Here is a 13,865-nt window from a genome sequence, read left to right as displayed (position 1 = left end):
GGGGAGGGGTTCCGGTTCTTCGTCGAGTCCAGTCCGCATCCGGTGCTGGGTGTGGCGGTGGGGGAGTCGGTGGAGGCGGCTGGTGTGGATGCCGCGGTGCTGGGGACGTTGCGGCGCGGAGAAGGCGGCCTGGAGCAGGTGTTGCGTGCGGTGGGTCGTGCGTGGGAGCGGGGTTTGGGGGTGGACTGGTCGGGGGCGTTCCCGGGGGCGCGGCGGGTGGAGTTGCCGACGTACGCCTTCCAGCGCAGCCGCTACTGGCCCGAGCCGGCGCCCACCACGGCGGCCGATGTGGGCTCGGCCGGGCTCGATCCGGCCGGCCACCCCGTCCTCGGAGCGGCCATCGAGCTGGCCGACACCGGTGAACTGCTGCTCAGCGGCCGGATCTCGCTGCGTACCCACCCCTGGCTCGCCGACCACGCCGTGGCCGGTACGGTCCTGCTGCCCGGCGCGGCCTTCGCGGAGCTCGCGGTACGTGCCGCGGACGAGGCCGGATGCCACACGGTGGAGGAACTGACGCTCCAGGCACCGCTGTTGATACCCGCCGACGCCGCCGTCCGCCTGCAAGTACGGGTCGGTGCCGCGGACGCGCACGGCACCCGCTCCCTGGGCCTGTTCTCCTGCCGTGAGGACGCGACGACCCCGCACTGGACCGCGCACGCCGCCGGCGTACTCACCGCCGACGCCACGACCCGCGAGCCGTCACCCGCACCCGCATCCGCACCGGACGACACCGGCTCCTGGCCCCCGCCCGGCGCCGTCCCGGTCCCCGTCGACGACCTGTACGAGCGGTTCCACGCCTCCGGCTACGGCTACGGAACCGCCTTCCGCGGGCTCACCCGTGCCTGGCGCCGGGGCGACGAGATCCTCACCGAGGTACACCTGCCCGAGGACCAGCACCGGTCCGCCGCCGCCTTCGGCGTGCACCCCGCCCTGCTGGACGCCGCCCTCCAGGGACTGTTCCTGCGCGCTCAGCCGGAGACCGGACCGGGCCCGGACCGGCCGTCCGCCGGACTGCCGTTCTCCTGGAACGGGGTCAGGCTGCACGCCGTCGGCGCCACCGCGCTCAGGGTACGGCTCGGCTTCCGGCCGGACGGATCGGTGTCGATCGACGCGACGGACCGGAACGGTCTCCCGGTCGTGTCGGTCGAGGCGCTCGCCGTCCGCCCGATCGACCTCGACGCCCTCCGCCCGGAGGGCGGCCCGGAATCCCTCTACCGGGTGCGGTGGTCGGCGGCGCCCGCCACCGCACCCGCCGGTCCCCCCGGCCGCTGGGCCGTCCTCGGCGGGGGGCAGTTCTTCCCGGACAGCCATCCGGACCTGGCCGCCCTCGGTGCCGCGCTGGACGGGGGAGCGCCGCCGCCCGCCGCGGTGCTGGCCTGGTGCGACCACACCCCGCACCTGCCGGGGCCGCCCGACGCCGCATCCGTGCACACCGCACTGGACGACGCCCTGCGGCTCGTCCAGAACTGGCTGGCCGACCCGCGTTGGGACGACGGCACCCGGCTCGTGCTCGTCACCCGGGGCGCGGTCTCCACGGCGGCCGGTGAGGAGGTCACCGACCTCACCGGCGCCGCGGTCCGCGGCCTCGTCCGCTCCGCCCAGTCCGAGCACCCGGACCGCTTCCTGCTGATCGACACCGATGACCCGGCCGCCGTGACCGGCCTGCTGCCCCGGGCACTGGCCGGAACGGAACCCCAACTGGCGATACGCGCCGGACAACTCCTCGCCGCCCGGCTCACCAGGGCCACCGTCACCACGGACCCGAAGCCGGACACGAACGCGCTCGCTGTCTGGGGCACGGACCTGGACCTGGACCTGGACCTGGACCTGGACCCGGTCCCGGTCCCGGTCCGGGTCCCGGACCTGGACACACCGTCCGGTGTCGCTCCGCCCGGGGGAACCGTCCTCGTCACCGGGGCCGGCGGTGCGCTCGGCGGTCTGGTGGCACAGCACCTCGTGACCGCGCACGGCGTACGGAACCTGCTGCTCGTCGGCAGGCGCGGCGCGGACGCCCCGGGCCTGGCCGGCCTCGCCGCCGAACTGCGCCGACTCGGCGCCCGGGTGGACGTAGCGGCATGTGACGTCGCCGACCGGGACGCGCTCGCCGTCCTGCTCGCCGGCATCCCCGCCGACCGCCCGCTGAGCGCGGTCGTCCACGCGGCGGGTGTCCTGGACGACGGGACGGTCGAGTCGCTGACCCCCGAGCGGATGCGCCACGTACTGCGGCCCAAGGTCGACGGAGCTCTCCATTTGCACGCCCTCACCCGTGATCTGCCGCTGTCGGCCTTCGTCCTGTTCTCCTCGGCGTCCGCCACGGTGGGCAACGCCGGCCAGGGCAACTACGCGGCCGCCAACGCCTTCCTCGACGCGCTCGCCCAGCACCGCCGGGCCCTGGGCCTGCCCGCCCAGTCACTCGCCTGGGGCCTGTGGGCACGCCGCAGCACCATGACCGGGACGCTCACCGCCGCCGACCTGCGGCGCATGTCCCGGTCGGGCACCGCGGCCATCGACAGCGCAGAAGGTCTGGCGCTGTTCGACGCGGCCCTCACCCTGGACGAACCCCTGCTCGTGCCGGTCAAGATCGACCTCGGCCGGCTCCGGACGGCGGCCCGGACCGCACCCGTACCGGCCCTGCTCTCCGCCCTGGTCCCCGGCACCGTACGCCGTCCCGCCTCCGGGGCGGACGCCGCCGGAGCGGACTCGCTGCGCCGCAGGCTGACCGGCCTTCCCCCGGAGGAACGCGTCGCCGCCCTGCTCGACCTGGTACGGAGCCGGAGCGCCGACATCCTCGGCCACGGCGCGGCCACGACCATCGACCCGGACCAGCCGTTCAAGGATCTCGGCTTCGACTCGCTCACCTCCGTCGAACTCCGCAACCGGCTCAGCGCCGCCACCGGCCGCAGGCTGCCCGCGACCCTGGTCTTCGACCACCCCACCCCGGCCGCCGTCGCCGCCCACCTCGCCGGGCGCCTGGTACCCGACGGGCCGGGCGGCCCCGCCGCCACCGGCAAGGCCGCCGGGAAGGCCACAGGGAAGGCTGCCGGGACACCAGTCGGGGCGGACCGCGAGGACCACGAGATCAGCTCCCTGCTCGCCGCGATCCCACCCGCCGCACTGCGCCGGGCCGGACTCCTCGACGCGCTCCTGGACCTCGCCGGCCGGCCGGAGGCACCGGTTCCCGCCGCCGACGACATCGAGGGCATGGCCGTCGACGAGCTCGTCCGGATGGCCCTGGGCGGCGAACGTGACTGACCGACAGCCGCAGAAGGAGAAGCCGACTGCCATGCCCACCGACACGGATCAGGTGGTCGCCGCCCTGCGCGCCTCGCTGCTGGACAACCAGCGCCTGCGGCAGGAGAACCGACGGCTCCGCGACGACTTCGCCGAGCCCGTCGCCGTCGTGGCGATGAGCTGCCGCTACCCCGGCGGGGTGCGTACCCCGGAAGACCTGTGGGAGCTTCTGGTCAAGGAACGCGACGCGGTCTCGGCGTTCCCCGCCGACCGAGGCTGGGACGTCGAGGGCGGCTTCGACGCGGACCCCGACGCGTCCGGCACGTTCTACGTCCGTGAAGGCGGCTTCCTCCACGACGCGACCGGCTTCGACCCCGGCTTCTTCGGTATCTCCCCGCGCGAGGCCCTGGCCATGGACCCGCAGCAACGGCTGCTGCTGGAAGCGTCCTGGGAAGCGGTGGAACGCGCGGGCATCGACCCGACGACCCTGCGCGGCAGCCGCACCGGCGTCTACACCGGAGTGATCCACGGCGAGTACGCGTCCCGGCTCGACCGGGTGCCCGACGAGCTGGAAGGCTTCCTCGGCACCGGCAGCATCCCGAGCGTCGCCTCGGGCCGGATCGCCTACACCCTGGGCCTGGAAGGCCCGGCGGTCACCCTGGACACCGCCTGCTCGTCCTCCCTGGTCGCCGTCCACCTCGCCTGCCAGGGGCTGCGCTCCGGCGACACCACCCTGGCCCTCGCCGGCGGGGTGACCGTGATGTCCACCCCCGGGCTGTACGCCGGATTCAGCCGCCAGCGCGGCCTGGCACCCGACGGACGCAGCAAGTCCTTCTCGGCCGCCGCGGACGGAGCCGGGTTCGGGGAGGGCCTGGGCCTGCTCCTGCTGGAACGGCTCTCGGACGCCCAGCGCGCGGGACATCCCGTCCTGGCCGTCATCCGGGGTTCGGCCGTCAACCAGGACGGCGCCAGCAACGGGCTGACCGCCCCGAACGGGCCCGCGCAGCAGCGCGTGATCAGCCAGGCGCTCACCCGTGCCGGACTCGCCCCGTCGGAGGTGGACATGGTGGAGGCGCACGGCACCGGCACCGTGCTCGGCGACCCCATCGAGGCCCAGGCACTGATGGCCGCGTACGGTCAGGACCGGCCCGCCGACCGGCCTTTGTGGCTGGGCTCGTTGAAGTCCAACCTGTCCCACACCCAGGCCGCCGCGGGCGTCGGCGGGGTGATCAAGTCGGTGCTGGCGATGCGGCACGGCGTGATGCCGCGCACGCTGCACGTCGACCGCCCCTCGCCCCGCGTCGACTGGACCGAGGGAGCCGTCCGCCTGCTCACCGAGGCCACCCCCTGGCCGGAGACGGGACGGCCGCGCCGGGCCGGGGTGTCCTCCTTCGGCGCCAGCGGGACCAACGCCCACGTCATCCTCGAACAGGCCCCCACCGCACCGGCCGCCCCCACCGCACCGGCCGGCGCGCCGGTCGCCGCCGTCCCCTGGATCCTGTCGGCGCGTACCCCGGACGCGCTGCGCGCCCAGGCGGCGGCGCTGCATGAGCGGGTGGTGGCGGAACCGGGTCTGAGCGTGGTGGACGTGGGTCATTCGCTGGCGGTGGGGCGTTCACGGTTCGCGGAGCGTGCCGTGGTGGTGGGGGCGGGCCGGGGCGAGCTGCTGGCCGGTGTCGCCGCCCTGTCACGGGGTGCGGGCTCGGCGGGCGTGGCAGTCGGCGGGGGGCAGCTCCCGGGCCGCTCGGTGCTCGTGTTCCCGGGCCACGGCTCGCAGTGGGTGGGGATGGCTGCGGGGCTGCTGGACGAGTCGCGTGTGTTCGCGGGGCGGATGGCGGAGTGCGGGAGGGCCCTGACGCCTTACGTCGACTGGTCGTTGGCCGACGCGTTGGGTTCGGAGCGGCTGCTGAAGCGGGTTGATGTGGTGCAGCCGGTGCTATGGGCGGTGATGGTGTCGTTGGCGGNGGTGTGGNGTTCGTTCGGTGTGGTTCCGGATGCGGTGGTGGGTCACTCCCAGGGGGAGATCGCGGCTGCGTGTGTGGCGGGTGGTCTGAGTCTGGAGGACGGGGCGCGGGTGGTCGCGTTGCGTTCTCGTGCGGTGGGGGCGNTGGCGGGGCGTGGGGGTATGGCGTCGGTGCCGTTGCCGGTGGGTGTGGTGCGGGAGCGTATCGCTTCGTGGGGTGGCCGGTTGTCGGTGGCGGCGGTCAACGGCCCGTCTTCAACGGTGGTTTCGGGCGCAGCGGACGCGGTCACGGCACTGGTGGAGGAACTTCTCCAGGAAGGGGTGTGGGCGAGCCTCATCGAAGTCGACTACGCGTCACACTCGGCGCACGTGGAGGAGATCCGTGAGCGCCTGCTGTCCGGCCTGGACGGCATCACGCCCCTCTCGGGCGCGGTGCCGTACTACTCCAGTGTGACCGGCGGTCCGCTGGACACGAAGGCCCTGGACGCCGAGTACTGGTACCGCAACCTCCGGCAGACGGTCGAGTTCGAGCGGGCGACCCGCTCGCTCCTCGCGGCGGGGCACCGCGTCTTCATCGAGTCCAGCCCCCAGCCCGCCCTGATGTACGGGATCGAGGACACGGCCGCCGACGCGGGCGCTCCCGGGACGCTGGTGCTCGACACCCTGCGGCGCGGGGCCGGAGGGCTCCGCCGGTTTCAGACCGCCCTCGCCGAGGCGCACGTCCGGGGCCTGCGCGTCGACTGGGAGCGGCTGTTCGCGGGAACCGGCGCCCAGCGGGTGGACCTGCCCACCTACGCCTTCCAGCGACGCCGCTACTGGCTCGACGCCCCGCCGGCCGACCGGGACCCGGCGGCCGTCGGCCAGGCCGCCGTGGACCATCCGCTGCTCGGCGCCGCGGTCGAACTGCCCGACGACGCGGGCACCCTCTTCACCGGCCGGCTCTCCGCGGCCACCCACCCCTGGCTCGCCGACCATTCCGTGGCCGGAGCCGTGATCCTGCCCGGCGCGGCCCTCGTGGAGCTGGCCGCGCACGCGGGCCGCCGCGTCGGCTGCGCCCTGGTGGAGGAACTGACCCTCGCGGCCCCGCTGCTGCTGCCCGGCGACGCCGCCGACGACCACGCCGTACAACTGCGCGTACGGGTGGGTGCCGAGGACGGCACAGGACGGCGTCCGGTGGAGTTCCACTCCCGGCCCGAGGCCGCCCCCGGCGCCGCCGCCCCGCCCTGGACCCGGCACGCGACCGGCACGGTCGGCCCCGAGGACCGCGCGGCCGAAGGGGACGACACGGCCGAACCGGCCGGCGCGTGGCCCCCGCCCGGCGCCGTCCCCCTGGACGTGGACGAACTGTACGGACTGCTCGAAGCCCGGGGCGTCTCCTACGGTCCGGCGTTCCGGGGCCTGCGTGCCGCCTGGCGCACCCCGGACGCGATCCACGCCGAAGTGGCCCTGCCCGACGACCTCCCCGGCACCGGAGCCGACGGGTTCGCCGTGCACCCGGCCCTCCTGGACGCGGCCCTCCAGACGGCCGGTCTGCGCGAGGGCGCCGGGACCGCGGAGCCCGCCGACGGCGTCCCCCTGCCCTTCTCCTGGCAGCGCGTCGCGATCGGGACCTCCGACGCGCCGGTCCTGCGCGTCCGGCTGCGCCCCGACGGCCCCGACACCGTCGCCGCGCGGATCACCGACCCCTCGGGGCGTACGGTGGCGACCGTAGGCGCGCTCACCCTGCGCACGGCGTCCCCCGCCGCGCTGCGGGCGTCCGCCGGCTCCGTCTTCCACGTCGGCTGGACGCCGGTCACCGCCGGGCCCGGCCCGCGCCCGGTCACCCGCTGGGGCCTCCTCGGCCCGCGGGACGAGCGGCTGCTCCCGGCCGCCTTCGCCGCCGGACACCTGTCCGCGACACCCGACGCGGCGCTGCTGATCTGCCCGCCGTCCACCGGCACCGGCACCGCGGCCGGTGCGACCGGTGCGGCCGGCGCGACCGGGGACGACCCCGCCCGGGACGCGGACCCCGAGGCGGCGCACCGGGTCGTGTCCGAAGTCCTGGACCGCCTCCAGGCCCACTTGGCCGACGACAGCACCGCCCGTACGCCCCTGGTGGTGCTCACCCGGGGCGCGACCGGCCCGCGCAGCGCGCGGCCGCGGCCGGCGGACCTCGGCGCGGCGGCCGTCTGGGGCCTGCTCAGGGCCGCTCAGCTCGAACACCCCGACCGGTTCGTGCTGTTGGACACCGAAGAGCCGGACCCGGACGGTCTCGGCGACGCGCTCGCCGAGCTCCTCGCCACGGGCGAACCACAGGCGGCCCTGCGCGGCGGCGTCCTGTACGCGCCCCGGCTGATGCGGCCGTCGGCCGCCGCTGCCACTGCCACCGCCACCGCGACCGAGGCCCCCGCCCCCGCGGCAGCGACCGGATCGGACGGTCCGTTCGGGCCGTCCGAGGGGACGGTACTGCTGAGCGGCGGCGGCGCTCTCGCGGCCGTCCTGGCGCGCCATCTGGTCGCCGCGCACGGGGTGCGCCACCTCCTTGTGCTGAGCCGCCGCGGCGCCGACGCCCCGGGCCTGCCGGAGCTGACGGCGGAGCTGGCCGGGTCCGGAGCCGAACTGACCGCCGTCCGATGTGATGTGACGGATCGTCAGGCACTGGCCGCCGCGCTCGCGGCCGTCCCCGGACGCCATCCGCTGTGCGCCGTGGTCCACACCGCCGGAGTGCTCGACGACGGTCTGCTGGACGGGCTGACGGGGGAGCGGACGGCCGCCGTCCTGCGGCCCAAGCTCGACGCCGCCCACCACCTCGACCGGCTGACACGCGGGGCGGACCTCTCGGCGTTCGTCGTCTTCTCCTCCGCCGCAGGCGTGCTGGGCAGCCCCGGTCAGGCGTCCTACTCGGCCGCCAACGCTGCGCTCGACGCCCTCATCGCGGAACGCCGACGGCTCGGGCTCCCCGGCCTGTCCCTGGCCTGGGGGCCCTGGGAGCGGGTCGGCGGGATGACGGCGGAGCTGGGCGGCGCCGAACGGCGGCGCATCGACCGGCGCGGCGCCCGCGGCCTCTCCGACGAGGAGGCCATGGCCCTGCTGGACGCGGTGTGCGCCGCCGACGCCGCCCCGCCGGAGGACGGGAGCCCCGTCGTCCTGGCCCATCTCGACCTCACCGTGCGCGGCGACGGCCCGGTGCACCCGATGCTGCGCTCCCTGGTCCGGCGCGGCCCGACCGCGCCGACCGGAGCCAAGGGGGCGCCGACCGCCGCAGCGGCGCTGCGGCACCGGCTCGACGCCGCCGCCGACGCGCGGGAACACGAGCTGGTCCTGCGCGAACTCGTCCTCGCCCAGGCCGCCGAAGTCCTCGGCCACGCCGACTCCGGGGAGCTGTCCGCGACGGTGCCCTTCCTCGCCGCCGGATTCGACTCGTTGACAGCGGTCGAGCTCCGCAACCGGCTGGCCGCCGTCACCGGACTGCGGCTGCGGCCCTCCGCCGTCTTCGACAGCGGCACCCCCGCCGCGCTCGCGGCACGCCTCGCCGCCGAGGCCCGGACGCAGGACACGCCCCGGCCCGGAGCGGCACCCGTGACCGGCGCCGCCGCGTCCGGCACCGGCACCGAGCCGGACACCGGCGCCGCCGACCCGGTGAGCGTGCTGTTCCGCCGGGCCTGCGCACTCGGCCGGATCGACGAGGGCATCGCCCTGCTCAAGACCGCCTCCGCCCTCCGCCCGGCCTTCCGCAGCGGCGGCGACCTCGTGGCCGCCGGCACCGGCCCGCGGCTGCTGTGCCTGAACGAGCGCGCCGACGCCCCCGTGCTCGTCTGCTTCGGCTCCGTCGTCGCCCTCGGCGGCGCCCACCAGTACGCCCGCTTCGCCTCCCGCTTCCGGGACCGCTACGCCGTCGCCGCCCTGGACGCCCCCGGATTCACCCCCGAGGAGGAACTGCCCGCCGACATGCCGGCCCTGCTGGACCTCCAGGCGACGACACTGCTCCGGGAACTGCCCGGACGGACGCTCGTCCTGGCCGGTTCCTCCTCCGGCGGCACGCTCGCCCACGGGGTCGCCGCCGAGCTGGAACGGCGCGGCGAGGGCCCGGCGGCCGTGGTGCTGCTGGACACCTACCTCTCCGACAACCAGGGCATCACCCAGTTCAACGACGTCCTGCTGGGCGGCATGTTCGCCCGCGAGGACCGGGCGGCCCCGATGGACGGGACCCGGCTGACCGCGATGGGCGGCTACTTCCGTCTGCTCGACGACTGGCGTCCCCCGCCGGTCAGCGCCCCGCTGCTGCTGGTCCGCGCCTCCACCCCGCTCGGCCGCCCGTCCGCCGAAGCCGGTGACTGGCGCTCCTCCTGGGCCGGTGCCGACACCGTCGTCGACGTTCCCGGAGACCACTTCTCGATCATGGAACAGCATGTCGCGACCACCGGCGACGCCGTCGCCGACTGGCTCGGCACCACGCTGCGCACCCCCGACGGCCTGTGAAGACGAAGGAGAATCCGTTGACCGCGGCCCCGTACGACGACCCACCCCCACGACCCGCCCTCACCGTGCTGGGAGCCGGGGTGATGGGTGTCGGCATCACCGTTCTCGCTCTCGGACACGGCCTGCCGGTCCACCTGGTCGACATCGACCGGGAACGGCTCGACCGAGCCGCAGACTTGATCGACGGCGAGCTCCGGCTGGCCGAGCTGATGGGCGCCCTGCCCACCGGGACGCCCCCCGGCGTCCTGGCCACCGGCACCTCGCTCAAGGAGGCCGCCAGAGCCACCGCCGTCATCGAGGCGGTCACCGAGAACGCCGCGGTCAAGGCCGCCGTACTGGCCGAGGTCTCCGGGCTGGTCCGGCCCGGAACCCTGCTGATCACCAACACCTCCTCCATCCCCGTCGACGAACTGGCCGGGGCGCTGGAGCGGCCGGCGGAACTGGTCGGCACCCACTTCATGAACCCGCCCTACCTGATCGGCACCGCAGAAGTGGTCCGCGGCGCCAGAACCGGCGAGCCCGCGATGGCCGCCGTGGCGGACCTGCTCAGCGTCCTGCGGCGGCGGGCGGTGGTCGTCCGGGACGCGCCCGGCTTCGTGACCAGCCGCATCCTGCACCCGATGATCAACGACGCGGCCCGCGTCGTGGAGGAGGGCACGGCGACCGCCGAGGACGTCGACGCGCTGATGCAGGGCTGCCTGGGACACCCCACCGGCCCGCTGCGCACCGCGGACCTGATCGGCATCGACAACCTCGTCGACTCCCTCACCGTGCTCCACGAACGCACCGGAGACGACGGCTGCCGTCCCACCGGACTGCTGCTCCGGCTGGTCCGCGAGGGCCGGCTGGGCCGCAAGTCCGGAAGCGGCTTCTACGACTACACCTGATCGACGACGAGGAGAAGGCCATGACCACAGCGAACACGCCCGGCCCCCACGGCCTGGAGAAGGAACTGCTGGAATTCCTGGAGGAACGCACCGGGACCGCCTGGGACGCCGACACCGACCTGTTCGACGCCGGCGGCCTGTCGTCCCTGTTCGCCATGCAGGTGGTGGTGCACCTGGAGAAGACCTACGCCATCGCCGTCCGCGGCGCGGACCTGCGGCTGGACAACTTCCGCACCGTACGGCGGATGGCGGAGCTGGTGGACCGGCTCCGGGTGCCGGCCGCCGGGGGCCGGCATGGGTGAGGACCTGAACGGCGCCATGGCCTCCGTCACCCTGCGGGTCGGCGGCCTCGCGGAGGAGTGGGACCGAACCGGCCTCATCCCGCTGGACCTGCTGCGCGGCCTGGGCGCCGAGGGCCGGCTGTGCGCCGAAGTCCCGGAGCGGCACGGCGGCTGGGGGCTCAGCAGCCTGCACAGCGGCGCGTACACCGCCCATGTGGGCGGCCTGTGCAGCTCGCTGCGCAGCGTGATGACCTCGCAGGGCATGGCGGCGTGGACCATCCAGCGCCTGGGCACCGCCGAGCAGTCGGCCGCCCACCTTCCCCGGCTGACCGGCGGCCGACTGGCGGCGGTCGGCTTCAGCGAGCCCGGCGCCGGCAGCGACCTCGCGGCGATGACGACGACCGTCCGCCGCGACGGCGGCACGGTCGTCGTCGATGGGCACAAGAAGTGGGTGACCGCCGCCCACTACGCCGACCTGCTGGTCGTCGTCGGCCGCCACGAGGACGGCGCGGTGGCCGTCGTGGTGCCCACCGACACACCCGGCGTCCGGATCGAGCGGATCGCCGCCCCGCTCGGCTGCCGCGCGGCCGGACACGCGGACGTGCACCTCGACGGGGTGCGGCTGCCGGCCGACAGCGTCCTGGGCGGCCACGAGCTGCCGACCGCCCTGCTGGTGACGACCGCGCTGGCCTACGGGCGGATGTCCGTCGCCTGGGGGTGCGTGGGCATTCTGCGGGCCTGCCTTGCGGCGGCCACCGCGCACGCCGCCGGACGGAAGCAGTTCGGCAGACCGCTCGCGGAGCACCAGCTCGTCGCCGGGCACATCGCCGACCTCTACACGGCCGAGCAGGTGGCCGCGCGGGTCTGCGAGCACGCCAGCCGCTGCTGGGACGAAGGGTCGCCGGACCAGGTGGTGGCGACCGTACTGGCCAAGCACGTCAGCGCGACCCAGGCCGCCCGGGGCGCGGCGACGGCCGTCCAGGTACTGGCCTCGGCCGGGTCCCGGGACGGGCACACGGTGGCTCGGGCGTACCGGGACGCCAAGCTGATGGAGATCATCGAGGGCAGCAACGAGCTGTGCCGGCTGATGCTGGCCCGGCACGCCCTCGCCGCCGCTCCGGGGGCACCGTGAGCGCGCCCGCGGCCGTCGAGACGAGGAAGGACGACATGGCCGAGACCGTCAAGTGCCTGGTCTGGGACCTGGACGACACCCTCTGGCGGGGCACCCTGCTGGAGGACGGCGAGGTGCACCTGCCGGACGAGGTGCGCCAGGTGGTGATCGAACTGGACTCCCGCGGCATCCTCCAGTCCATCGCCAGCCGCAACGACCACGAGCACGCCTGGGCCCGGCTGGAGGCGTTCGGCGTGGCCGAGTACTTCGTCCTGCCGGAGATCGGGTGGGGCGCCAAGTCCGAGTCGGTGCGCAGGATCGGCGACCGGCTGAACTTCGCGCTCACGACCCTCGCCTTCGTCGACGACCGGCCCGCCGAACGGGCCGAGGTCGCCTTCCACCTGCCCGGCGTGCGGTGCTACCCGGCCGAGCAGGTCCTCGCCCTCCCCGGCCTCGCCGAGTTCACCCCCGCGACCAGCACCGTCGACTCCCGGCGGCGCCGCCGGATGTACCAGGCGGGCTTTAGCCGCGAGGCCGAGCGCGCGGCCGCCCCCGGCTCCGACGAGGAGTTCCTGCGCTCCCTGGACCTGCGGATGCGCATCGGCCGGGCCACCGGTGAGGAGCTGTCCCGGGTCGAGGAACTCACCCTGCGCACCAGCCAGATGAACGCGACCGGGGTCCACTACCCGGACGCGGTGCTGCGCGGCCTGATCACCGACCCCCGGCACGAGGTCCTGGTGGTCACCCTCACCGACCGGTTCGGCCCGCACGGCGCGGTCGGCGTCCTGCTGCTGGAGCGACACCCGGGCGTGTGGCACCTCAAGCTGCTCGCCACCTCCTGCCGGGTCGTCGCCTACGGCGCCGGCGCGACCCTGCTGAACTGGCTGGCAGACGCCGCCGCCCGGTCCGGGGTCCACCTGGTGGCGGACTTCCGGGCGACCGAACGCAACCGGATGATGGAGATCGCCTACCGGTTCGCGGGCTTCGAGACCCTGGACGAGGCCCCGTGCCCGTGCGCCGCCGTCCTCGTACCGGCTCCGAAGGACACCGGACTCCAGCGCCTGCACCTGGTCCCCGGCCCGCGCGTGGTGTCCACCGTCATGAGCGTGGACGCACCCGACCTGAGCAGGCCGGAAGGGGGCCCGGGAACGTCGTGACCGCCGCGGCGGCCGGTGCTCCCGGGCTCCGGCCCGCCGCGCTCAGCGCTTGCGGACGAGGGTGATCCCGTCGGCCATCACCAGCAGCGACAGCTCCACCCGGGGGTCCTCGTACAGCACCCGGTTCAGAGCCCGGACCCCGGCGGTCTCCGGGTCCGCGGCGGCCGGGTCGGCGACCCGGCCGAAGAACAGGGTGTTGTCGACCACGATCAGACCCCCGGCGCGCAGCAGCGCCAGCGACGCCTCGTAGTAGCGGACGTAGTTGGCCTTGTCCGCGTCGATGAACACCAGGTCGAAGCTCTCCGGCCCGCGCTCCGCCAGCAGCGTGTCCAGGGTCGCGGCGGCGTCGCCGATCCGCAGGTCGATCCGCGAGTCGACCCCGTCCCGCTTCCAGAAGTCGGCGCCGATGGCCGGCCACCGGTCGTCGATGTCGCAGGACACCAGCAGACCGTCGGCCGGGAGCGCGCGGGCCATGCACAGGGTGCTGTAGCCGGTGAAGGTGCCGATCTCCAGCACCGTCCGCGCCCCTGTCAACCCGACCAGCAGGGCCAGCAGTTGGCCCTCCTCCGCCATCACCTGGAGGGCGGACCCGCCCGGTAGGTCCGCGGTGGTCTCCCGCAGCTCCCTGAGGAGATCGTCGTCACGGAGGGAGACCTCCCGGACGTAGGCGAGCAGGTCGTGGGTTGCTGCTGTCTGGTCGGCCATGGCGCGGGGGTCCTCTCGAAGGAGATCGGGGCGAAGGAGACCGGGGGCGAAAGGGATCGGGACGAGGGGACG

At 75.0% G+C, this 13,865-nt stretch carries 7 protein-coding genes; 6 read left to right on the top strand and 1 reads right to left on the bottom strand.

Annotated elements, in window-relative coordinates:
* From B086_RS0119810 to B086_RS0119785, 6 genes are all read left to right on the top strand, one after another.
* On the top strand, positions 1–3,252 hold a 3,252-nt coding region (locus tag B086_RS0119810; RefSeq protein ID WP_037873703.1), incomplete at its 5' end, for a type I polyketide synthase.
* A gap of 31 nt (positions 3,253–3,283) precedes the next feature.
* A complete protein-coding gene (locus B086_RS0119805) occupies positions 3,284–9,652 on the top strand; it encodes a type I polyketide synthase (RefSeq protein ID WP_018568174.1) in 6,369 nt (2,122 codons plus the stop codon).
* A gap of 17 nt (positions 9,653–9,669) precedes the next feature.
* On the top strand, positions 9,670–10,539 hold the full coding sequence (locus B086_RS0119800) for a 3-hydroxyacyl-CoA dehydrogenase family protein (RefSeq protein ID WP_018568173.1): 870 nt from the start codon (positions 9,670–9,672) through the stop codon (positions 10,537–10,539).
* A gap of 20 nt (positions 10,540–10,559) precedes the next feature.
* On the top strand, positions 10,560–10,841 hold the full coding sequence (locus B086_RS0119795) for an acyl carrier protein (RefSeq protein ID WP_018568172.1): 282 nt from the start codon (positions 10,560–10,562) through the stop codon (positions 10,839–10,841).
* Positions 10,834–11,952, top strand: coding sequence for an acyl-CoA dehydrogenase family protein (locus tag B086_RS0119790; RefSeq protein WP_018568171.1), 1,119 nt, complete (start codon positions 10,834–10,836; stop codon positions 11,950–11,952). Before B086_RS0119795 ends, B086_RS0119790 begins: the two co-directional genes overlap by 8 nt.
* A gap of 35 nt (positions 11,953–11,987) precedes the next feature.
* The gene (locus B086_RS0119785) at positions 11,988–13,088 is read left to right on the top strand and encodes an HAD-IIIC family phosphatase (RefSeq protein ID WP_018568170.1); all 1,101 of its coding nucleotides are present in this window, start codon (positions 11,988–11,990) and stop codon (positions 13,086–13,088) included.
* A 42-nt stretch (positions 13,089–13,130) separates the two neighbouring features.
* Here B086_RS0119785 and B086_RS0119780 read toward each other — a convergent pair whose 3' ends face one another.
* Positions 13,131–13,793, bottom strand: a complete 663-nt coding sequence (locus tag B086_RS0119780; protein WP_018568169.1) for a class I SAM-dependent methyltransferase — start codon at positions 13,791–13,793, stop codon at positions 13,131–13,133.
* Positions 13,794–13,865: the final 72 nt, after the last annotated feature.

The organism is Streptomyces sp. PsTaAH-124 (genome assembly GCF_000373685.1).
In the GTDB taxonomy this organism is placed as follows: domain Bacteria; phylum Actinomycetota; class Actinomycetes; order Streptomycetales; family Streptomycetaceae; genus Streptomyces; species Streptomyces andamanensis.
Note: the sequence above shows the minus strand (reverse complement) of the source record. Positions and strands in the feature narration are given on the sequence as shown.

Excerpts from the sequence above, each read along its gene's own strand:
- B086_RS0119795 (WP_018568172.1), top strand. The coding sequence starts at position 10,560 with ATGACCACAGCGAACACGCCCGGCCCCCACGGCCTGGAGAAGGAACTG.
- B086_RS0119790 (WP_018568171.1), top strand. The coding sequence starts at position 10,834 with ATGGGTGAGGACCTGAACGGCGCCATGGCCTCCGTCACCCTGCGGGTC.
- B086_RS0119785 (WP_018568170.1), top strand. The coding sequence starts at position 11,988 with ATGGCCGAGACCGTCAAGTGCCTGGTCTGGGACCTGGACGACACCCTC.
- B086_RS0119780 (WP_018568169.1), bottom strand. The coding sequence starts at position 13,793 with ATGGCCGACCAGACAGCAGCAACCCACGACCTGCTCGCCTACGTCCGG.